We start from the raw sequence: 20177 nt of genomic DNA on the forward strand, positions 1-20177 counted from the left end.
GTAATGTCCATGCTGACACCATGACCGGGGCGGACCGACCAACCGCCCCTGCCCATACCGGAGGTGCACACATGGACAGCACGGGGGAACCGATGGACGCCCAGCAGGCGGAGCGGGCACTCGCCGCCGCACGCGCGGCGCAGTGCGCGGCCCGGACGGCGGGCGACGAGCGGAACAGGCCCAGGTGGTACGCCATCGCGCAGGGACTGACCTGCGCGCCCGGCTTCATCGCACTGGGCCTGGCCGAGAAGTACCCACAGTGGGGTGCGTGGCCGGCGGTCGCCGGAGGGCTGTCCCTGGCCGCCTTCCTCGTGCTGGTCTGGCTCGGCGCGCACCACGGCGGGGTGACCGGCTGGTTCAGCCGGGACTGCGGGTCCGGCCGCCGCGGCTGGCGCGCCTGGGTGGTCCCCCTGCTCCCCTGCACCGTGGCCTTCCTGGCCTACCTCCTGTACGGCCCCGCCGCCTGGCTCATCGCCATGGGCCTGGCGAGCGGCATCGACTACCTCCTGCGCGCGACACGGCAGGGCCGCACCGCATGACCGGCTCCACCGGCGGCACCCCTCCCGCTCTCGACCGCGAGTTCCACCACCCCACCCGGCTGGCCCTCGCCGCCTATCTCTCCGCGTGCGGCGAGGCGGAGTTCGCCGTCCTGCGGGACTACTGCCAGGTCTCCGACTCCACGCTCAGCAAGACCCTCTCCGCGCTGGAGAAGACGGGCTACGTCGGCATTCGCAAGGGGTACCTCGGCAAGCGCCCGCGTACCTGGGCCGCGCTCACGCTCACCGGCCGCAGGGCCCTCGCCCGGCATCTGGCGGCGCTGGAGGAGATCGCGGCGACGGCCCGCCGGGCCGCGGGTGCCGGCGCGCAGGACACGGGCGACGTCTGACGGACGCCGCGGATCTACCCCTCGTCGGTGGTGCGCACCGGAGTCGCCCGGCCCGGCTCCGGCAGCTCGGCCAGCTCCGCCCGGACCAGCAGGACGTCACCGATGAAGAGGTCGTACACGGCGATCCCGACCACGCCGCCGACCAGCGGCCCGACGATCGGGATCCACCAGTAGCCGCTGTACCCGCCGGACACGCTGCCCGGGAAGGCGAGGCTGCCCCAGCCCGCCGCGTAGGTGAGCAGGCGCGGCCCGAAGTCACGGGCCGGGTTGATGGCGTACCCCGCGTTGGCGCCGTAGGACATGCCGATGGCAGCGACGACGAAGCCCACGACCAGCGGGCCGAGGTTGGCCTGCACGGCCTGGTTGCGCAGGTCGAGGACGGCGGCGATCAGCATCAGCAGGAACGCCGTACCGACGATCTGGTCGATCAGCGGCCCCCAGATCCCGCCGTGGTAGTAGGCCGCCGGGAAGGTGGCGAAGATCGAGAAGGTGGCGTTGGTGTGCCCGTTCACCTTCGGCGCGGGCGAGACGGCGTCATACGCGTTGATGGCCTGGTGGTACACGAGGTAGACCAGCGCCGCGCCGGTGAGCGCGCCGGCCACCTGCGAGAACCAGTACGGCAGGACCTTGGCCCAGGAGAATCCGCGGCGCACCGCCATGGCCAGGGTCACCGCCGGGTTGATGTGGGCACCGCTGACGCCACCGGCCACGTACACGCCGAAGACGACCGCGAACGCCCAGCCCCAGGTGATCAGCAGCCAGTCACCGGCCGCCAGGAAGATCGTGGTGGGCGTCGCCGCACGGCCGGAGCCGGGCAGCGCGGCGACCGCCGTCGCGACCACACCGCAGCCGAAGGAGATGAGCACGAACGTCCCGAGGAACTCGGCGAGGCACTCGCCCAGCAGTCCGCCCCGGGCTCTGAGCCGGGACGGCTTGATGATCGCGGGGATTTCGACAGCCACGGAGGCCCCCTTGGAGAGAGCAATACGGCCAACATCACCATATTGGCTTACAAAGCCCCGCCCCGCAGGGTGACAGTGCTCCGTCAGCCCCAGGGCCCCGGCTCAGCTGTCGAGATCGTCGGCGAAGTGCCGGAACCCGTGCCGGTCCCGGTGCAAGCCCCACAGCGTCTCCGCCAGCACGGCCGGGTCCTTGCGCGCGTGCCCCGGGGTGATCGCCCCCGGGATCACCAGCTGCGCCACATGGATGCCCTCGCCGGCCAGCCGCTCGTGCAGCAGATGGCCGTACGCGCTCTCCGCGGCGAACGCGATGGACGTCCCCGCCCGTTCGGTGTGCGGGACGACGGCGGTGCCGCCGTTGACGAGGAGGATCGTCCCGCGCCCCAGCCGGCGCATCCCCGGCAGCACCTGCTGCACGGCGGCGACCGGGCCGTACACGGAGAACTCGATGGGCCCGACCAGATCCCGGTGCCGGGTCTCCAGCACCGGCCGCATGAAGTCCCGGTGCGGCACGGGGCTGTACTGCAGCACCTCGACGGTCCCCACCTCGGCCGCCGCCCGTCCCAGCGCCGCGGCCAGCTCCTCCGGCCTGCGCACGTCGGCGACGAACCCCCGGGCCGCCACCCCACTGCCCTCGAGGTCCCGCACCAGCGTGTCGAGCCGTTCCCGGTCCCGGGCGAAGAGGGCCACCGTGAACCCCTCCCGCCCGAACCGCCGCGCGACGGCGGCGCCGAGCCCGGGCCCGGCGCCCACAATGGCGATACTGCTCATGCCCCCATTCTGGTGGCCCGGCGTGCGGCGCGCGGCCTGGACGCCCTGGGCCCCGGGGGCCCCGTGCGGGCGGACGCCATCGAGCCGGTGCGCCGGCGGCCGGCCACTGCTCCGTCCGGGTGCATCCGTCACGCGGTCGGCCGCGCGTCGGGGGGCGCGTGCGGCGCTCCGCGGCAAAGGATGGCCAGTAGCAGACGTATGGCGTGCGCGGACCGCGAGCATCAGGAGACAGACGAGTTGTGAGCATCCTCAACGAACCCCATGGTGCCGCCGCGGCCGAGGACGCCTACGAGAGCGAGGTACCGGTCCGGGGCAGGCGGCCCGGCAGCGTCGTGGTGAAGTGGCTGACGACCACCGACCACAAGACGATCGGCACGCTGTATCTGGGCACGTCCTTCGCGTTCTTCCTGATCGGTGGCTTGATGGCCCTGATCATGCGCGCCGAACTGGCCCGGCCGGGCCTGCAGATCGTCTCGAACGAACAGTTCAACCAGCTGTTCACGATGCACGGCACCGTGATGCTGCTGATGTTCGCCACCCCGCTGTTCGCCGGCTTCACCAACTGGATCATGCCGTTGCAGATCGGCGCGCCGGACGTGGCGTTCCCGCGGCTGAACATGTTCGCCTACTGGCTGTACCTGTTCGGCTCGCTCATCGCGGTGGCCGGCTTCCTCACCCCGCAGGGCGCGGCCTCCTTCGGCTGGTTCGCCTACTCCCCGCTGACCGACGCGGTCCGCTCGCCGGAACTCGGCGGCGACCTGTGGATCATGGGGCTGGCCTTCTCCGGCTTCGGCACGATCCTCGGCTCGGTCAACTTCATCACCACGATCATCTGCATGCGCGCTCCCGGTCTGACCATGTTCCGCATGCCGATCTTCTGCTGGAACGTGCTGCTGACCGGTGTCCTGGTCCTGCTCGCGTTCCCGGTCCTCGCCGCCGCCCTGTTCGCCCTGGAGGCCGACCGCAAGTTCGGCGCTCACGTGTTCGACGCCGCCAACGGTGGACCACTCCTGTGGCAACACCTCTTCTGGTTCTTCGGCCACCCGGAGGTGTACATCATCGCCCTGCCGTTCTTCGGCATCGTCTCCGAGATCATCCCGGTCTTCTCCCGCAAGCCGATGTTCGGCTACATGGGCCTGATCGCCGCGACCATCTCCATCGCCGGTCTGTCCGCGACGGTGTGGGCCCACCACATGTACGTCACCGGCGGGGTGCTGCTGCCGTTCTTCGCCTTCATGACCTTCCTGATCGCCGTGCCGACCGGCGTGAAGTTCTTCAACTGGATCGGCACCATGTGGAAGGGCAGTCTGTCCTTCGAGACGCCGATGCTGTGGTCGGCGGGCTTCCTCGTCACGTTCCTCTTCGGCGGCCTGACCGGTGTCATCCTGGCGTCCCCGCCGATGGACTTCCACGTCTCCGACTCGTACTTCGTGGTGGCCCACTTCCACTACGTGGTCTTCGGCACGGTCGTCTTCGCGATGTTCGCGGGGTTCCACTTCTGGTGGCCGAAGTGGACCGGCAAGATGCTGGACGAGCGCCTCGGCAAGATCACCTTCTGGACGCTGTTCGTCGGCTTCCACACCACCTTCCTGGTCCAGCACTGGCTGGGCGCCGAGGGCATGCCCCGCCGCTACGCCGACTACCTGGCGGCCGACGGCTTCACCGCTCTGAACACCGTCTCCTCCATCGGCTCGTTCCTGCTCGGCCTGTCGATGCTGCCGTTCCTCTACAACGTCTGGAAGACGGCCAAGTACGGCAAGCCGGTCGGCGTCGACGACCCCTGGGGCTACGGCCGCTCCCTGGAGTGGGCGACCTCCTGCCCGCCCCCGCGGCACAACTTCCTCACCCTCCCCCGGATCCGCAGCGAATCCCCGGCGTTCGACCTGCACCACCCCGACATCGCGATGCGCGAGCACGAGCACCAGATCCCGGCGCGGCCCTACCGAGGGCAGGGGTGAGCGGTCCGCCGGCGCGGGGAGCCGACGACGCGCTCGCCAACGAGGTGGAGGGATACCTGCTCTGGCAGGCCCGAATCGCCGAGGCGGAGCAGCGAGCGCACGAATTCACCGGTCCCCTGGAGTGGCTGACGACCGCACAGCGCGAGGAGATCGAGCGCCGGTACGTCACCGACGCCCTGGCCCGCTCCCGCGCCGACCTGGAACGCATCGCGGCCCGCTGCACGTCCCTGCGCGCCGAGTACGAGCACCGCTACCGGGAACTGAAGCGCCGCTGCCTGGCCGTGACCCTCGCGGTGTGCGCGGGCTGCACGGCCGTGGCGACACTGTTGCTGCTCCTGTGACCCGGGCTCACGCCATCCAGAAGAAGACCGCCGTCATCCGCTTGTCCTCCAGCGTGGTGCCGCAGTAGTCCGTCGCGCTGTGCACGAGGTTGGCGTTGTAGAGGAGGAGGCGGTTGTACTTGTGGGGGACGCGGACGTCCTCCTCGAAGTGGCCGGCCGGGACGAACCTCGTGCCGAGGGCCTCGACGAGGTTGTTGTGCGGGGCCTGGACGATGTTGCCACCGAGCCGGCCGCCGGGCAGTGACTGGCGGTAGAAGGCGGTGCCGCAGTTCTTGGGGACGCCGGGATTGAGGTACAGCACGGCGGCGTACCGGCACAGCGCCCGCGAGTCCGTGTGCGGGCGGGGCTCGCTCTCGCCCTCGCCGACCACCTGCACGCAGTTGTGGTTGAGGGTGCCGCCGCCCGGCGCCTGCTGCACCCACAGCTCCTTCGCCCCGGTGGCCTGCTTCACCAGCCGCTCCACCCGGGCGAGTTCACCGGGTTCCAGACCGGGCATGGCCCGCAGGCCGGGCCAGGTCTCGGAGGTGTACGGATAGCCCTTCACCCAGTCGTCCTTGGCCAGGCACCGCTCCCGTACGGCGTCCACGTCGGGCAGGACGTCGTCGAACACCCAGTAGTCGCGGCCCTTGGTGGGCTTGCGGTAGGGCAGGACGGGAAGGGCGCCGGAAGCCGGGGGCCGGCCGGCCGGCATGCGGGGCGACGGTGGCTGTGGGGGCATGCGGCGAATCTATGCCAACGGTTCCTCTCGCCTCTCCCGAGGAATGGTCAACTCTTCTTTTACCTGCCGCACCGATACGAACGGCGTCCGCATCCGTACTGCTGTGCGTCCGAACCACCCCGAGCCGTCATCGGGGCGGGATCCACGACCGGGCAGGAGGCACGGTGCGCTTTTCGCGGAACGCGACGGGAACCCTCTTCGTGGGCGGTGCGATGGCCATGACCCTCGTCGCACTCGCCTACCCGAGCATGCTCGGCGTGACCAAGGTGACCACCGCGCAGGACCGCGTCATCGCCAACACCCAGTGGGGGCCGCTCACCGAGCAGGACCGCGACTTCGTGGTGAAGGTGCGGGCCGCCGGTCTGTGGGAGTACCCGGTGGGGCAGATGGGGCTGCAGAAGGGCACCACTCCGGGGGTCATCACGGCCAGCAAGCACCTGGTCGACGGGCACGCGGCCCTGGACACCACCTGCCGCAAGATCGCGCCGATGCTGAACATCACGCTGCCCAATCTGGCGAGCCCCCAGCAGCAGGGCTTCGTCAGCCAGTTGAAGGCGGACAGCGGGAAGAAGTTCGACAGCGACTTCGCCAACATCCTGCGGATGACGCACGGCGCGATCTTCAACACCATCTCGAAGATCCGGTCCACCACCAAGAACTCGCTGGTGCGCGCCCTCGCCGACCAGGCCAACAACACCGTGCTGGACCATATGACGGTGATGGAGAAGACCGGTCTGGTCGACTTCGACCAGACCCTCTTCCAGCAGACGACCCCGCCCAAGCTGCCCGCCTCCGACCTGACCCCGCCACCCCCGGCCGCCGGTCAGCCGGAGGTGGTGCTCACCCCGCCGCCGAACCCCACGTCGACGCCCGTCGACCTCAGCGGTCTGACCGGCGGCAACGCCCCGGCGGCACCGAGCCCCGGGCCGACGGCGGGTTAGCCCCTGGGGGCCAGCCACACGGTCGTGTCCGGCGGGAGCGCCCTGCCGTCGAGCGGGCAGCTGGCCAGCAGCACCTCGCCCGGCGGCAGCGGCAGCGGTCGCTCGCCCAGGTTGGTCACGCAGCGCCAGGCCGCCGAGCGTGTGAAGTCCAGCACGCCGGCGGGGGCGTCCGGGGTCCAGGTCAGCGCCTCGCCCTCCAGCAGCTTGCGGCGCAGCCGCAGGGCGGTGCGGTAGAGCTCCAGGGTCGAGCCCTCGGCCTCCGTCTGCGCCTCGACGGCGTACGCCGCGAAGGACGGAGGCTGCGGCAGCCAGGCGGCGCCCGGCCCGAAGCCGTACGAGGGCCCGGTCGTCGTCCACGGCAGCGGCACCCGGCAGCCGTCGCGGCCCTTGCGGACATGGCCGGTCTGCTCCCAGATGGGGTCCTGGAGCACCTCGGTGGGCAGGTCGGCGACCTCGGGGAGGCCGAGTTCCTCGCCCTGGTAGAGGTACGACGAGCCGGGCAGCGCGAGCATCAGGAGGGTCGCGGCGCGGGCCCGGCGCAGGCCGGCGGCGGGGTCGACGGCGGGCGCGGTGCCGCCGGACAGCAGCCAGGCGGCCGGATCGGTGCCGGGCGGAAGCATCAGGCGCGAGGCGTGGCGTACGACGTCGTGGTTGGACAGCACCCAGGTGGCGGTGGCGCCGGCGGCGTGGGCGGTGGCCAGCTCGTCGGTGATGACCCGGCGGAGCTCACCGGCATCCCAACGGGCTTCGAGGTATTCGAAGTTGAAGGCCTGGCCGAGTTCGTCCGGGCGGGCGTACAGCGCGCGGCGCGGCCCGGGGACCCAGGCCTCGGCGACGGCCGTGCGCGGCGGGCGGTAGGCGTCGAAGACCTTCCGCCAGTCCCGGTAGATCTCGTGGACCTCGTCGCGGTCCCAGTAGGGGTGGCTGCCCGGCGGGACGAGCGGCAGTGCCTCCTCGCCGGTGGCGCCGAGGTTCCCGGTGTCCCGCAGGGGCTCGCCGAGGTCCTTGGCCAGGCCATGGGCGACGTCGATGCGGAAGCCGTCGACGCCCCGGTCGGCCCAGAAGCGCAGGGTGGTGCGGAAGTCGGCGCGGACGTCCTCGTCGTCCCAGTTGAGGTCGGGTTGTTCGGCGGCGAAGAGGTGCAGGTACCACTCGCCGTCCGGGATCCGCTGCCAGGCGCTGCCGCCGAAGACGGACTGCCAGTCGGTGGGCGGGAGTTCGCCGCGCGCGCCCCGGCCGGGGCGGAAGACGTAGCGCTCGCGGGCCGGGGAACCGGGGCCGGAGCGCAGGGCCTCCTGGAACCAGGGGTGCCGGTGCGAGGTGTGGTTCGGGACGATGTCGACGACGACCTTCAGGCCGAGCCGGTGGGCCTCGCCGACCAGGGCGTCGAAGTCGTCCAGGGTGCCGAGGCGGGGGTCGACGTCCCGGTGGTCGGCGACGTCGTAGCCGCCGTCGGCCAGTTCCGAGGGATAGAAGGGGCTCAGCCACAGGGCGTCGACGCCGAGGCGGGCGAGGTGGTCCAGGCGCAGGGTGATGCCGCGCAGATCGCCGAGCCCGTCGCCGTCGGCGTCGGCGAAGCTGCGGGGATAGACCTGGTAGATGACGGCCTGACGCCACCAGTCGGGGCTCTTGGAGGAGAGGTCCGGGAAGCGGTCTGCCATACGGGATCCCTTCGGGAAGGACACGACGGTACAGGGAATCTGTCCATATTGCCCGGAAAAGGAACCTTCGGCCGACGCGGAGCGGCACCCGACCGCCGACGCCTAGCGTGGCGCGGCGCAGTGCTCCAGCAGCCCCGCCACCTCGCCGTCCACCACCCGGTACCGGACGACCCGGCCCTCCTTCTCGCCCGCGACGACACCGGCCGCTCGCAGCAGCCGCAGGGCCTGGGAGACGGCGGGGTCGTTCATGCCCGTGGCGATGGCGAGGTCGGAGACGGCGAGGGGACCGGTGTGATGGAGGGCGAGCAGGAGGGAGAGCCGGTTGGGGTCGGCCAGCAGGGAGAAGCGGTCGGCCCAGGTACGGACGTGGCCCGCGTCGCCGATGGCGGCGATCGCCTCGCACACCCGGTGACCGTCGATGGTGCGGCGGTCGGCTCGGTCGGCAGGCACGAGATGCATGGCCTCATCCTCGCAGCCCTGCATGTGATCTTGAATACCTGCTCGGTTGTGCAGCTATGCAGAAGACCGCCGGCACCCCTACGGTGGTCGGGCCGTGGTGTTCGGGAAGTCGATGCAAGGTCGACGCGGCCCTCGCCACTGTGATCGGGGAGTTCCCGTCCCGTCCGGCACCCGCCGGGCCACTGGTCGGTCGTACGACTGGGAAGGCAGGGACGGCGAACGCACCACCCCGTAAGCCAGGAGACCGGCCACGGCAGCTCACGAAGTGATCCACGAGGTGCTGGAGCGTGAACCGATGGCCAATGCTGCCGATACCCCTGCTGTGACGGCTTCCTTCCGCTGGCGGCGCGAGGACACGATCAGGACGGCGGGGCTGCTGGCGGTCATCGCCGCCCTGCACGTCGTGGCGTTCGGCGTCCTCTTCCTGCTCGTCGCCCCCGAGCACTACAAGGTCGGCCGGGACGTCTTCGGCATCGGCCTCGGCGTCACCGCGTACACGCTGGGCATGCGGCACGCCTTCGACGCCGACCACATCGCGGCGATCGACAACACCACCCGCAAGCTGATGGCCGACGGCAAGCGGCCGGTGTCGGTGGGGTTCTGGTTCGCGCTCGGCCACTCCAGCGTGGTGGTGGTCCTGGCGCTGCTGATCGCGGGCGGCACCGCGCTGGCCGGGAAGGTCATGGACCAGCACTCGCACACCCACCAGGTGCTGGGTTTCCTCGGTACGACGATCTCGGGTGGCTTCCTCTACCTCATCGCCGCCCTCAACCTGGTCGCCCTGGCGGGCATCCTGCGGGTCTTCCGGGCGATGCGGGCGGGAACGTACGACGAGAAGGAACTCGAACAGCACCTGGACTCCCGGGGGTTCATGAACCGCATCCTCGGGCGCCTGACCAAGTCGATCTCCCGCCCCGGCCAGATGTTCCCGCTCGGCTTCCTCTTCGGGCTCGGCTTCGACACGGCCACCGAGGTCACGCTGATGGTGATGGCGGGCTCGGGCGCGGCGGCCGGCCTGCCCTGGTACGCGGTCCTCTGCCTGCCCCTGCTCTTCGCCGCCGGGATGAGCCTGTTCGACACCCTCGACGGCACGTTCATGAACTTCGCCTACCAGTGGGCCTTCTCCAACCCGGTGCGCAAGGTCTTCTACAACCTCACCATCACCGGACTGTCCATCGCCGTCGCCTTCTTCATCGGCACGATCGAGCTGGTCGGCGTCCTGCACGACAAGCTCGCCCTGAGCGACTCCGTGACCGGCTGGATCGCTGGGCTGAACCTGGACAGCGTCGGCTACCTCATCGTCGCCCTGTTCGTCGTGGTGTGGGCGGCGGCGCTGGCGTACTGGCGCCTCGCACGGGTGGAGGAGCGCTGGACGGCCCCCGCGCCCGGCGGCCGGTGACGGGACGTCACGCAGGCTGCGGAGCCGCGCGTTCGACCGTCTCCAGGTACAGCTTCACGTAGCGGTCCACGGCGACCTCCAACGCCACGTCCGCCATGGCCTGTTGGCGCCTGCCCTCGTGGATCTCGGACTCGCCGGGGCGGGGACGGCGGTCGACGATCGTCTGGCCCCGGGTCGGGCCGGGGGCCAGGGACACCTCGACCGGGAGCAGCCGGGTGGTGATGCCCTGCGGGTCGGCGACCGCGCACACCGCGCCCGCGTCACCCAGGCCGCCCGCCTCCTCCGCCTCGGGCGCCTCGCCCTGTGCGGTCGGCCGGTGGGCGAGGAGTTCGCCGGCCAGGCGGGTGCCGGGCTCGGCGCTGGCGCGCAGCCGGTGCACCTCCGGGGCGGGCACGACCACCTGCATGAAGACGTCGAGGCCGTACATGGTGAGCGGCACCCCGGCCGTGAGCAGGATCGCCGCCGCCTCCGGGTCGTGCCAGACGTTGAACTCGGCGACCGGAGTCGCGTTCCCGACGGCCACCGCGCCGCCCATGAAGACGATCCGCTCGATGTTGCGGGTCACTTCCGGGTGCGTGCGCAGCAGCAGGGCGATGTTGGTCAGAGGGGCGGTGGGGATCAGGGTGACCGGGCGCGGGGAGGCCAGGATCTCGCGGCGGAGGAGGGCCACGGCGTCCAGCTCGCAGGCGCGGCGCTTCGGCGCGGGCAGACCCAGGTCGCCCATGCCGTCGGCGCCGTGCACATGCTGCGCCGGGCGCGCCGGTTCGATCAGCGGACGTTCGGCGCCCCGGCCCACCGGGATGTCCGGGGCGCCCGCCTGCTCCAGCACGGTCAGGGTGTTGCGGACCACGCCGTCGACGTCCGTGTTCCCGGCCACGCAGGTCACCGCCCGCAGGTCGAGGCCCGGATGGCGCACGGCCAGCAGCAGGGCGAGGGCGTCGTCGACCCCGGTGTCGCAGTCGATGATCACGGGGATGGGCTGACCGGTCACGGCGGGCTCCTTCCGTCAAGCCGACCTTAGATCAGTACGGTCACTCCCACAGCGCGGTGCCGCGTGCGGCCACCCGTGCGCAGATCCGCCGCAGCAGCTCCGGCACCGGCAGCTCCCCGGGCCTGCGGCCGTCCCGCAGCCGTACGGCGGCCAGGCCCGCCTCCGCCTCGCGGGCGCCGATCACCGCCTGGTACGGCACCAGGCGGGCGGCGCGGATCCGGGCGCCCAGGGTGCCCTCGGCGGGCCCCGCGAGTTCGGCGCGCAGGCCCAGCCCGGCCGCCTCGCGCACGAGCTCGGCCGCCTGCCCCAGCTGCTCCTCGCCGACCGGCAGGACGGCCAGCTGCACCGGGGCAAGCCAGGCCGGGAAGGCGCCCGCGTGCGCCTCGATCAGATGGGCGACGGCCCGCTCGACGCTGCCGATGATGCTGCGGTGCACCATCACGGGCCGGTGTTTCGCGCCGTCGGCCCCGATGTAGTGCAGGTCGAAGCGGGCCGGCTGGTGGAAGTCGATCTGCACGGTGGACAGGGTGGACTCGCGGCCGGCCGGGTCGGCGATCTGCACGTCGATCTTCGGGCCGTAGAAGGCGGCCTCGCCCTCCGCCTCCTCGTACGCCACGCCGGAGGCGTCCAGCACCTCCCGCAGCAGCTCGGTGGCCCGGCGCCACAGCTCCGGATCGGCGACGTACTTGCCGCCCTGACCGGGCAGCGACAGGCGGTGCCGTACGGCCTCGATGCCGAGGTCGGCGTAGGCGCGGGCGATCAGCTCCAGCGCGGCGCGGGCCTCCTCCACGGCCTGGTCCAGGGTGCAGAAGATATGGGCGTCGTTGAGCTGGATGACGCGGACGCGGGTCAGGCCCCCGAGGACGCCGGAGAGTTCGGCGCGGTGCATGCTGCCCAACTCGGCGAGCCGCAGGGGCAGTTCCCGGTAGCTGTGGGAGCGGGAGCGGTAGATCACGGCGTGGTGGGGGCACAGGCTGGGCCGCAGCACGACCTCCTCCGCACCGAGTCTCATCGGCGGGTACATGTCGTCGCTGTAGTGGTCCCAGTGCCCGGAGATCTCGTACAGCTCCCGTTTGCCGAGCGCGGGCGAGTACACGTGCCGGTACCCGGCCCGGCGTTCGGCCTCGCGGATGTACTCCTCCAGGGTGTGCCGTACGACCGCGCCGTCCGGCAGCCAGTACGGCAGGCCCGCGCCGATCAGCGGGTCGGTGTCGAACAGGCCGAGCTCACGGCCGAGGCGGCGGTGGTCGGGAAGTGCGGCGTCGCCGTTCATGGGCGGTCTCCTCGCTGCGGGAGGCGGACGCCCACGGCACACGAAAACCCCGGGGCGTTCGCCCCGGGGCTTCGATGCTGGTCAGGTGTCAGCGCGCCGGGACGGTCTCCGGCGTCGTCGTGCTCTTCGGGCACTGCTGGGCGCGCTGCATACGGCGACCGTAGCAGCCGCCGGCGCACCAGGGCGAGGCGATTTCCGCCGCCCACCCGCCCTGACCCTGGCGGCTCGTTCACCCGGACCGGCGGGCCACTCACCCGGACGGCCCGGAGCGCTGGTGGGCCGGTCGGGGCGGTGGTGCCGTGAGATCAGGCACCCCACCGCCCCGCAGCCCAGGAGGCTCCTCGATGACCTCTCTGCACGACGCGCTACGCCCCCGCGGCCTCCCGCTCTGGCTCACCATTGCCGGGCTCCTCGCGATGGGCGGCTGCGCGGCGCTCGGTCTGAGGCAGCCGGAGACCGCGACCCCGCCCCTGCCGACGATCGACAAGCCGTCGCCGACACGGAAGGGGGCCACCCGGGCCGACGGCACCCTCACCGACGAGCAGGCGCAGGCCGCGCTGCTCAACCAGAACGACCTCGGCGCCCCCTGGACGGCGACCGGCGGTGCGGCCACCTGGCGGGACCAGCTGCTGAAGGCGACCACCTCGGCAGGCGCCTGCCAGCGGCTCCTGGACGCCCTCTACAGCGACGAACTCCTCGGCGGCCCCGCCCGGTTCGCCGTCGGCCTGGACGACACCGACACCGACGCCCAGCTGCGCTACCAGATCGCCGACCGCCGCCCCTCCGACGTGGACGCGGCGCTCGCCTGGCTGAAGACGATGCCGGCGCAGTGCGCGCGGTTCACGGCCACCACGCAGACCGGGATCACGGAGGACGTCCAGGTCTCCGACGCCCCGTTGCCGCAGGTCGGGGACGCGCGCCAAGGCCTCAGGATCAGCATCGCCGCCACCGACACCGACGACCGGCACGCCACGCTCACGCTGGACGTGGCCGCCGTCCGGGTCGGCCCGGACGCGTTCGCCCTCACCAACGGCGGCCTGCGCGACGTACCGAACGACGCCACCCAGGCCGCCGTCCAGATCGGCGCCCTGCGCCTGGCGGACATCCGCAAGCAGGGCCGGGCACAGGTCTGAGCCGCGGGTCTGAGCCGCGGGCGTCACAGCGGCGGCTGGGCGGGCGCCGGTCCCAGGGTGGTCGTGCCCGGCGTCGTGCGGTGACCGAGGCCGGTCCGGTACGCGTCCAGGGCGGCCTCGATACGGCCTGTGCGGCGCAGCAGGTCGCCCAGGAGACGGCACAGGTCGGCCAGGTCGCCGGCGGCCCCCGCCCGTTCCAGCAGGCTGAGCGCGCGGACGTAGTGCTCCTCGGCGGCCTCGGTGTCCCGGGCGTCCTCGGCGATGATGCCGAGCAGGCGGTGGGCCGCGGCGGCGTGGACCGCGCCGCGCTCGGAGGAGAAGTCACCGAGGACGCCCCGCAGGAGTACGGCGGACTCCTCCGGCTTGCCCCGGCGGTGCAGGACGTCGGCGAGCTCCACGGCGGCCTGGCTGCGGTACAGGGCGGCCCGGCTCTCCGAGAGCATCGTGTACGCCTGGCGCAACTCGGCCTCGGCGCGCTCCAGTTCGTCGTTCTGCGCGCAGACGTAACCGCGCATCCAGTGGCAGTTGGCCAGCTCGGTGCGCAGCCGCAGCGTGCGGTACAGCTCGGCCGCCTTGGCGAGGGAGGCGTCGGCCTCGGTGACCCGGCCCTCGGCGATCAGGGTGCGGGCCACCGAGCGGTGCATCCGGGCGATCAGCGCGGGGTCGCCGGCCCGCGGTGCGAGGGCGAGGGCGAACTCGGCGGCCTGGGCGGCGCGGGCGTGCGCGCCCATGTCCATGTACGGGCCGATCACGCTGGCGTAGAGCAGCAGCAGGGCGTCGGGGTCGTGCAGTCCGCCGCGGTTGAGCTCGTCGAGCGTCGACTCCAGCAGATAGACGGCGTAGCGCAGTTCACCGGCCAGGTAGTGGGCGACGGCGCGGCCCCGGACGGCGGGCACCCGCACCGGCAGCGACTCCTCGGCCAGCCGCGACTCGGCACGCTCGAAGAACTCCCGGGCCCCCTCCAGCTCGCCCGTCTCCAGCGCGCACTCACCCAGGCCCAGCAGCGCGGTGGCCTGCTCGGAGCGCAGCCCGTGGGTCTCCGCCTCCGCGAGCAGCGCCGCGTACTGCCCGGCGGCCTCCTCGGCCCTGCCGTCGGCGAGGACCCGCTGCGCCTCGGTGAGGCGCAGCCGCAGGTCGGTGGCGAGGTGGGCGGGGCGGCCGACGGCCAGCTCCTCGAAGGCCACGCCGAGCCGGCCGGCGATGTGCCGCAGCGCCTCGTCGGAGGCCCGGACCCGGCCCGCCTCCAGGGTGGAGATGTAGGCGGGTGTGTAGGCCGGCTCCGCCAACTGTCGCTGGGTCAGCCCGCGTTGGGTGCGCAGATGCTGTACGCGCCGCCCGATGACCTCGGGGTCGTCCCGTTCCCGCATGGTCCCCGCCCCCCCAACTCCCTTGATGGCCCTTGCCGTTCGGCCCGTTCAGCCCCTAGGTTAAACGGCGGATTAAGTCTGCTTAATACGTCGCTGTTGTGTTGCGAGGTCGCCGTGCCCGGACGTACATCCGCACCCTACGGAAACAACACCACCGCACGCCGGGCCGTCGCCGCCGCGGTGATCGCCGCGACCGCCCTGATCCTCGCGGCGAACGCGGGCCCGGCCCGGGCGGCGGCCCCCGGACCGGGCACCCACAGCCAGCAGGCGATCAGCACGTCCAGGTAGCCCGGAAGAGGTTGCCCTCGAACCGTCCGGCCATGCCACTCCACCGGGCCCGCGGCCTGCTCACCCAGCGGCATCTCGAACGCCCGCCAGGCCGCCGCCCTGCTGGCGATCGCCCTCGACCACGGCTCCGGCCCGAACCCCGGGGACGCACGCCGACCGCAACCACGCGCGCGCCGGGGTCCGGCCTGCGCGCAGGCGGGAGTGTTCGGCCGGACCGCGCCCGGGACAGGGTGTTCGCACAACCGCCGGAGGCCTACGCTCCCCCCATGACCTCTGCCGCCGCCCGTACCGCCCTGGACCTGACCTCCGGCCTCCCGGTGACGGACCTGGAGGGCCTCTACCGCGACCTGCACCGCCATCCCGAGCTGTCCCTGCGCGAGCACCGCACCGCCGGGACACTGGCCGGGCGGCTGCGGGGCGCCGGGTTCGAGACGGCGGAAGGCGTCGGCGGCACCGGGGTCGTGGGCCGGCTGGCGAACGGCGACGGGCCGACCGTGCTGCTGCGGGCCGACATGGACGCGCTGCCGGTGCGGGAGGCCACCGGACTGCCGTACGCCTCCGAGGCCGACGGGGTGATGCACGCCTGCGGGCACGACCTGCACGTCACCTGGCTGACCGGCGCCGCCGAGGCACTGGCCGCCGGGCGGGAGACCTGGCGGGGCACCCTGCTGGTGGTGGGACAGCCCGCCGAGGAGACCGGGCAGGGCGCGGCCCGGATGGTCGCGGACGGGCTGTACGAGCGGTTCGGGCGGCCGGACGTGCTGCTCGGACAGCATGCCGCCCCCGGCCCGGCGGGCCTGTACCCGCACGCGCCGGGCCTGATCATGTCGGCGGCGACGGACGTGGACATCGTGGTGCACGGCCGGGGCGGGCACGGCTCGCGCCCGGAGTCCACCGTCGACCCCGTCGTCACCGCCGCCTACCTGGTCACCCGCCTGCAGACGGTCGTCTCCCGGGAACTCGCCGCCGGCGAGTCCGCCGTGCTGACCGTGGGCCGGATCGAGGCCGGCACCCGGCACAACATCATCCCGTCCGAGGCCCGCATCTCGCTGAACCTGCGCAGCCAGTCCGAGGCCGTCCGGCAGCGCATGCTGGAGGCCATCCGGCGGATCGCGCACGGCGAGTGCCTGGCCGCCGGCTGCCCGCGCGAGCCCGACATCACCCTCGGCAACACCTTCCCGGTGACCGTGAACGACGCGCCCACCGACGCCACGGTGGCCGCCGTGCACGGCGAGGTGTTCGGCGCGGGCACGGTGTTCGACCCGGGCCCGGCGATGGGCAGCGAGGACTTCCCCGCGCTGGCGCTCGACGGCGCCATCCCGTACTCGTACTGGTTCGTGACCACCACCCCGGCCGAGGTGTGGGACCAGGCGCCCGGCGACACCCTCCCGGAGAAGTTCGCGGCCGTACCGAGCAACCACAGCCCGCACTTCGCGCCCGACCTGTCCGTGATCGCCCCGGGTGTCCGCACGCTCGTCTCGGGGGCCCTGGCGCTGTTGTCCGCGGCATGACGCCCGCGTGACGTCCCACTCCTCCCCCACACCGAGCAAGGCCCCGCCAGGCCCTACTGCGCGGCCTGAAGCTGCCGCAGCTGCCGCCGGACGTTCTCCAGCGCCCCCTGCCGGCGGCCCGGCACCCGCAGCCGCAACTCCGCGAGCGCCGGCCCGAGTTCACGGGCCCGCGCCACGTCCTTGATCCGGCCCCACTGGTGGTGCGCCCGGTCCACAGCCGCCTCCACGGCAGGCGCGTCCACCGCCTGCCCGGCGGCCAGCCGCACCCCCGCGACCGCGAGCCACGCCCGGCAACTGCCCACCGTGTCCCCCGCGAACATGGCGAGATCCGCCCGGACTTCGGCCCAGTGCAGGGCCTCGTCGGAAGCCGGGCCATGAGCACGCACGGCAGCCTGCTCCTGCCGAGCGGCAATCACATCGGCATCGGCATGCCGCCCGTCCTGCACGGCGGCACTGATGACGGCATGGGGGTCCTCGCCGATGGCACCGGCGTCCCGCTCGACGGCGTGGGGCTGTTGTCCGATGCCGGGCGGGATCTGCTGCACGCCGAGCGGAGCCTGACCGGTCGCAGGCGAAGGCGGCTGCACGGCGAGCCGGGCCTGACCGGTCGCGGACGAAGGCTGCTCGGCGCCGGACGGCGGCTGCTCGACGGTGTGCGGCGCTGGTGTGGTGCCGGGCTGGGTCGGCCCGGCGGCATACGGCGCCTGCCCGGTGGCGGGTGGGGGCGGGGCCTGCCTCAGCGGGAGGGGGTGCGGGGGGTGAGGCGTGCCAGGTGCGGTGGGGGGCCGGGCTTCCGGCCGACCGGTTCGGGTGGACGGGTGGGCGAACGGGCGGCTGGGGGCCGATACCCCGGGAACGGCAGCCAGCACCAGGTCACGGCCCGCGCTGGACTCGGCGATCCGGGCCAGCGCCTGCTCGTGCAACTGAGGGAGCGGCGGCCGGTGTCCGCTGCGCAACAGCGTCGCCACCGCCTTCATGTACGCCGGCTCGGCCGCCCCCCGCCGCCCACCCGGCGCCACACGGCCGTACACCGCCGCGCCGGCCCCGCACTCCAGCCCCCGCTCGGCGACGTACCGCCACGCCTCCGCATCCGCGTGCAGGTCCACGACCAGCGCGGTGTCCGCGGCGGAGCGCAACCGCAGCTCCTCCCGTATCCAGTGCCAGGGCAGCGCGGTGTAGCGAACCGTCGTCGAGGTGGTGCGCGCCAGCGCCAGATGGGGCAGCCGCTGCCTGCGGTCCAGCTGGAGCTGCCCGGCGATGTACACGGTCAGCGGCCCGGGCGCGGCCGCGGCGGCGCGCAGCCGGGTCAGTACGGCCTGCGGCTCCAGCGGATCGGCGAGTTCGACGACGTTGGCGGTGTCGGTGCCGGACAGCACGGCGGGGGCGACAGCGGCCAGCACCGGCAGCACACCGGCCGCGTCCACCAGGCGCCCCCGGCCCAGCGGCGAGGCCGCGAGCAGCAGCACGGTTCCGGGCATCGGTCCTCCCCCTGCAGCCCCTGTCGGCCCCTGCCGACCTGGCCGGCTCCGGGCACTCTCCACGCTCTCCAGCCAGCACCGTAACCGCTGCGGCTGCGAACGCGCGCCTCAGGCAGGCACGGGAAGGCGTCAGGACCGCAAAAGTCCCCCTTAGCCGTGTTCACCGCGTTCGCCACGCTCTCCGCGTTCTCCGTCTTCGCCCTGTTCGCCGTTTTCGCCGTCCGCCCCCGCCGCCTCCCGGGTTCCCCGCATCCTCCGCAGCCGCCGCACGGCGAACACCGTGGTGTCGTCGGCCAGCCTGCCGCCGCAGTGCCGCAGTACGCCGTCGCGGACCGTGCGGACCAGCATCCGGGGGTCGGCGTGGCCGGCACCGGCGGCGACCGCGGGCGCGAGCTGCCGGGCCAGTGGGTAGAAGGTGCCGCACCGGTCGCGGGCCTCGGCCACCCCGTCGGTGACCAGCAGCAGCGTCTCGTCGTCGGTGAGCGGCACCCGGTGCACGGGTGGCAGACCGCCCGCGAGGTCGGCGAAGCCGAGCGGCAGCCCGTCGCCGCTGGGCAGCTCGCGGACTCCGTACGGGCCGACGGCGAGCGGCGGCTCATGGCCGAAGTTGGCGATCTCGATGCTCTCCGGGGCGTCCTCGGGGAAGCCGATCAGCACGGCGGTGGCGAACCGGTCGCCGTCGGCGCGGCCGAGCGCGGTGGTGTGCCGGCGGTGCCGCAGCATCCGGGTCTCCAGCCGCTCGGCGACGGTCGCGAGGTCCTTCTCGTGGTAACCGGCCTCGCGGAAGGTGCCGAGCAGTGCGGCGGCGGTCTCCACCGCGCCGAGCCCCTTGCCCTGCACATCGCCGACGAGGACGCGGGTGCCGTGCGGGCCGGGCTGGATGTCGTAGAAGTCGCCGCCGACCCGGGCCTCGACGTCGGCGGCCAGATACACCCCGGCGTGCTCCAGTCCGGCCCAGCGCGGCGGCAGCGGGCGCAGCACGGTACGGCGGGTGGTCTCGGCGATGTCCTGGATGTGCAGGGTCTGCCGCTCCTTGCGCAGCCGTACGGCGCAGGCCACCACGGCGACCAGGACGAAGTCGCCGAGACCGGCCTGGTACTCGCCCGGCCAGGCGCTGTCGACGGCGACGTACGTCACCACCGCCAGCACGGCGAAGGCGCCCGTCGTCCACACCCCGCAGATCGCGGCGGCCGTGCCGGGGACCAGCACGATCCAGGTGATGATCCGGAACCGCTCGGTGGTGTTGAAGTCCAGCAGCACGATGCCGACGAGCAGCAGCAGGGACACCCAGCCGACGTTCCGGCCGCGGACGCGCAGCCGCCGGCGCCGCCGGCCGTACTCCATGTCCGTCACGAGATGTCCGTCACGAGCGGGCGGCCCTCCAAGTCTCTCGGCGCCTCCCAGCGAAACACGGGAGAGAACCCGCCGCATCCGGGCACTCGTCACTCTCCTGGCCGACTTGCCAGGCCCTGCCCCCCGGTGTGCTCTGGAAGGCGGGGGCGAGGAGAGAGGAGTGCTCTCATGGCTCAAGCGGCACCCGTGCCCGGCGGCGTCTCCCGCCCCGGTCGCAGGGAGATCGGAGGACGGGCCTACAGCGGGCGCGCCCGTCCGCCCGACGTCTTCGACGCGCGCACCCACCGCATCGCCCACTTCGCCGTCCCGGTCGTACTGGGCCTGATCTACGGCTACTGGGTGGCCGCCGACGCCCGCCAGGGCGGCCCCATCACCGGCGGGAACCTGCTGCTCGGCTGGCTGAGCGCGCTGGTGTTCGCGGGGGTGTCCATCGCCCTGCTGAGGCTCGCCCCACGGATGCAGCGGGAGCTGCACGCGCTGCTGTGGTCGGCGTTCGCCGGCATCGCGTTCGGCTTCCTGTACATCCAGACGCCGCACTCGGTCTGGCGGTCCGTGATGATGTCGCTGCTCGTGGCGGGATGCACCTTCGGCGCGTTCTTCTACCGCTACTACACGCGCGAGGACGCTTTCGGGCGCCGCGTCCACTGATCCGCCCGGGCCGCGAGGGCGACGGGCGCGGGCGTGGGTCCC

General features: G+C 72.9%; 20 protein-coding genes and 1 riboswitch. Of the genes, 10 read left to right on the forward strand and 10 right to left on the reverse strand.

Features of this window, described 5'->3' with window-relative positions; translation table 11 throughout:
• The first annotated feature begins 71 nt into the window (after positions 1 to 71).
• Together FB563_RS13655 and FB563_RS13660 are read left to right on the forward strand one after the other, a co-directional pair.
• The gene (locus tag FB563_RS13655; RefSeq protein WP_055709096.1) at positions 72 to 539 is read left to right on the forward strand and encodes a hypothetical protein; all 468 of its coding nucleotides are present in this window, start codon (positions 72 to 74) and stop codon (positions 537 to 539) included.
• Complete coding sequence (locus tag FB563_RS13660; protein WP_055709097.1) at positions 536 to 886, forward strand: winged helix-turn-helix domain-containing protein; 351 nt, start codon at positions 536 to 538, stop codon at positions 884 to 886. Before FB563_RS13655 ends, FB563_RS13660 begins: the two co-directional genes overlap by 4 nt.
• A gap of 14 nt (positions 887 to 900) precedes the next feature.
• On the opposite strand, the gene FB563_RS13665 is transcribed toward FB563_RS13660, so the two are convergent.
• Positions 901 to 1848: an MIP/aquaporin family protein gene (locus FB563_RS13665; RefSeq protein ID WP_055709098.1), complete on the reverse strand. Its 948-nt coding sequence runs from the start codon at positions 1846 to 1848 to the stop codon at positions 901 to 903.
• Positions 1849 to 1950: 102 nt separating this feature from the next.
• Positions 1951 to 2616 carry an SDR family NAD(P)-dependent oxidoreductase gene (locus FB563_RS13670; RefSeq protein ID WP_055709099.1) on the reverse strand — a complete coding sequence of 222 codons (666 nt, stop codon included), beginning with the start codon at positions 2614 to 2616 and terminating at the stop codon, positions 1951 to 1953.
• Positions 2617 to 2855: 239 nt separating this feature from the next.
• Between FB563_RS13670 and ctaD the strand changes: the two genes are divergently transcribed.
• Together ctaD and FB563_RS13680 are read left to right on the forward strand one after the other, a co-directional pair.
• On the forward strand, positions 2856 to 4574 hold the full coding sequence (gene ctaD, locus FB563_RS13675; RefSeq protein ID WP_142218679.1) for an aa3-type cytochrome oxidase subunit I: 1719 nt from the start codon (positions 2856 to 2858) through the stop codon (positions 4572 to 4574).
• Positions 4571 to 4915 (forward strand): hypothetical protein, encoded by a 345-nt coding sequence (locus FB563_RS13680; RefSeq protein WP_055709101.1) that lies wholly within the window; start codon positions 4571 to 4573, stop codon positions 4913 to 4915. Before ctaD ends, FB563_RS13680 begins: the two co-directional genes overlap by 4 nt.
• A gap of 7 nt (positions 4916 to 4922) precedes the next feature.
• Here FB563_RS13680 and FB563_RS13685 read toward each other — a convergent pair whose 3' ends face one another.
• The gene (locus tag FB563_RS13685) at positions 4923 to 5633 is read right to left on the reverse strand and encodes a DUF6445 family protein (RefSeq protein WP_055709102.1); all 711 of its coding nucleotides are present in this window, start codon (positions 5631 to 5633) and stop codon (positions 4923 to 4925) included.
• A gap of 218 nt (positions 5634 to 5851) precedes the next feature.
• Here FB563_RS13685 and FB563_RS13690 point away from each other — a divergent pair, with 218 nt between their 5' ends.
• A complete protein-coding gene (locus tag FB563_RS13690) occupies positions 5852 to 6574 on the forward strand; it encodes a DUF4142 domain-containing protein (protein ID WP_425281731.1) in 723 nt (240 codons plus the stop codon).
• On the opposite strand, the gene FB563_RS13695 is transcribed toward FB563_RS13690, so the two are convergent.
• Both FB563_RS13695 and FB563_RS13700 read right to left on the reverse strand, forming a co-directional pair.
• On the reverse strand, positions 6571 to 8235 hold the full coding sequence (locus tag FB563_RS13695; RefSeq protein ID WP_142218680.1) for a glycoside hydrolase family 13 protein: 1665 nt from the start codon (positions 8233 to 8235) through the stop codon (positions 6571 to 6573). The genes FB563_RS13690 and FB563_RS13695 overlap by 4 nt on opposite strands.
• 102 nt (positions 8236 to 8337) lie before the next feature.
• A complete protein-coding gene (locus FB563_RS13700; protein ID WP_055709971.1) occupies positions 8338 to 8694 on the reverse strand; it encodes an ArsR/SmtB family transcription factor in 357 nt (118 codons plus the stop codon).
• A 78-nt stretch (positions 8695 to 8772) separates the two neighbouring features.
• A riboswitch (cobalamin riboswitch) is annotated at positions 8773 to 8961 on the forward strand.
• A gap of 28 nt (positions 8962 to 8989) precedes the next feature.
• Between FB563_RS13700 and nicT the strand changes: the two genes are divergently transcribed.
• A complete protein-coding gene (nicT, locus tag FB563_RS13705; protein WP_199833018.1) occupies positions 8990 to 10093 on the forward strand; it encodes a Nickel transporter NicT in 1104 nt (367 codons plus the stop codon).
• Positions 10094 to 10100: 7 nt separating this feature from the next.
• Here the strand turns inward: nicT and FB563_RS13710 are convergent, their stop codons facing one another.
• Positions 10101 to 11084 (reverse strand): nucleoside hydrolase, encoded by a 984-nt coding sequence (locus FB563_RS13710; RefSeq protein WP_055709968.1) that lies wholly within the window; start codon positions 11082 to 11084, stop codon positions 10101 to 10103.
• A gap of 40 nt (positions 11085 to 11124) precedes the next feature.
• Entirely contained in the window at positions 11125 to 12357 is a 1233-nt protein-coding gene (gene thrS, locus FB563_RS13715; RefSeq protein WP_055709967.1) for a threonine--tRNA ligase, read from the reverse strand.
• A gap of 344 nt (positions 12358 to 12701) precedes the next feature.
• On the opposite strand from thrS, the gene FB563_RS13720 reads away from it, so the two are divergent.
• Positions 12702 to 13490, forward strand: coding sequence for a hypothetical protein (locus tag FB563_RS13720; protein WP_055709966.1), 789 nt, complete (start codon positions 12702 to 12704; stop codon positions 13488 to 13490).
• A 23-nt stretch (positions 13491 to 13513) separates the two neighbouring features.
• Here the strand turns inward: FB563_RS13720 and FB563_RS13725 are convergent, their stop codons facing one another.
• On the reverse strand, positions 13514 to 14857 hold the full coding sequence (locus FB563_RS13725; protein ID WP_055709965.1) for a helix-turn-helix domain-containing protein: 1344 nt from the start codon (positions 14855 to 14857) through the stop codon (positions 13514 to 13516).
• A gap of 114 nt (positions 14858 to 14971) precedes the next feature.
• On the opposite strand from FB563_RS13725, the gene FB563_RS42925 reads away from it, so the two are divergent.
• Positions 14972 to 15145: a hypothetical protein gene (locus FB563_RS42925; protein ID WP_159045618.1), complete on the forward strand. Its 174-nt coding sequence runs from the start codon at positions 14972 to 14974 to the stop codon at positions 15143 to 15145.
• A 266-nt stretch (positions 15146 to 15411) separates the two neighbouring features.
• Positions 15412 to 16656, forward strand: coding sequence for an amidohydrolase (locus FB563_RS13730; protein ID WP_055709964.1), 1245 nt, complete (start codon positions 15412 to 15414; stop codon positions 16654 to 16656).
• 53 nt (positions 16657 to 16709) lie between these two features.
• Here the strand turns inward: FB563_RS13730 and FB563_RS13735 are convergent, their stop codons facing one another.
• A complete protein-coding gene (locus FB563_RS13735) occupies positions 16710 to 18134 on the reverse strand; it encodes a hypothetical protein (RefSeq protein ID WP_142218681.1) in 1425 nt (474 codons plus the stop codon).
• A 150-nt stretch (positions 18135 to 18284) separates the two neighbouring features.
• The gene (locus FB563_RS13740; RefSeq protein ID WP_234357666.1) at positions 18285 to 19478 is read right to left on the reverse strand and encodes a PP2C family protein-serine/threonine phosphatase; all 1194 of its coding nucleotides are present in this window, start codon (positions 19476 to 19478) and stop codon (positions 18285 to 18287) included.
• A gap of 177 nt (positions 19479 to 19655) precedes the next feature.
• Between FB563_RS13740 and FB563_RS13745 the strand changes: the two genes are divergently transcribed.
• On the forward strand, positions 19656 to 20135 hold the full coding sequence (locus tag FB563_RS13745; RefSeq protein ID WP_079048670.1) for a hypothetical protein: 480 nt from the start codon (positions 19656 to 19658) through the stop codon (positions 20133 to 20135).
• Positions 20136 to 20177 lie beyond the last annotated feature (42 nt).

The sequence above is a fragment of the Streptomyces puniciscabiei genome, assembly GCF_006715785.1.
Lineage (GTDB): Bacteria > Actinomycetota > Actinomycetes > Streptomycetales > Streptomycetaceae > Streptomyces > Streptomyces puniciscabiei.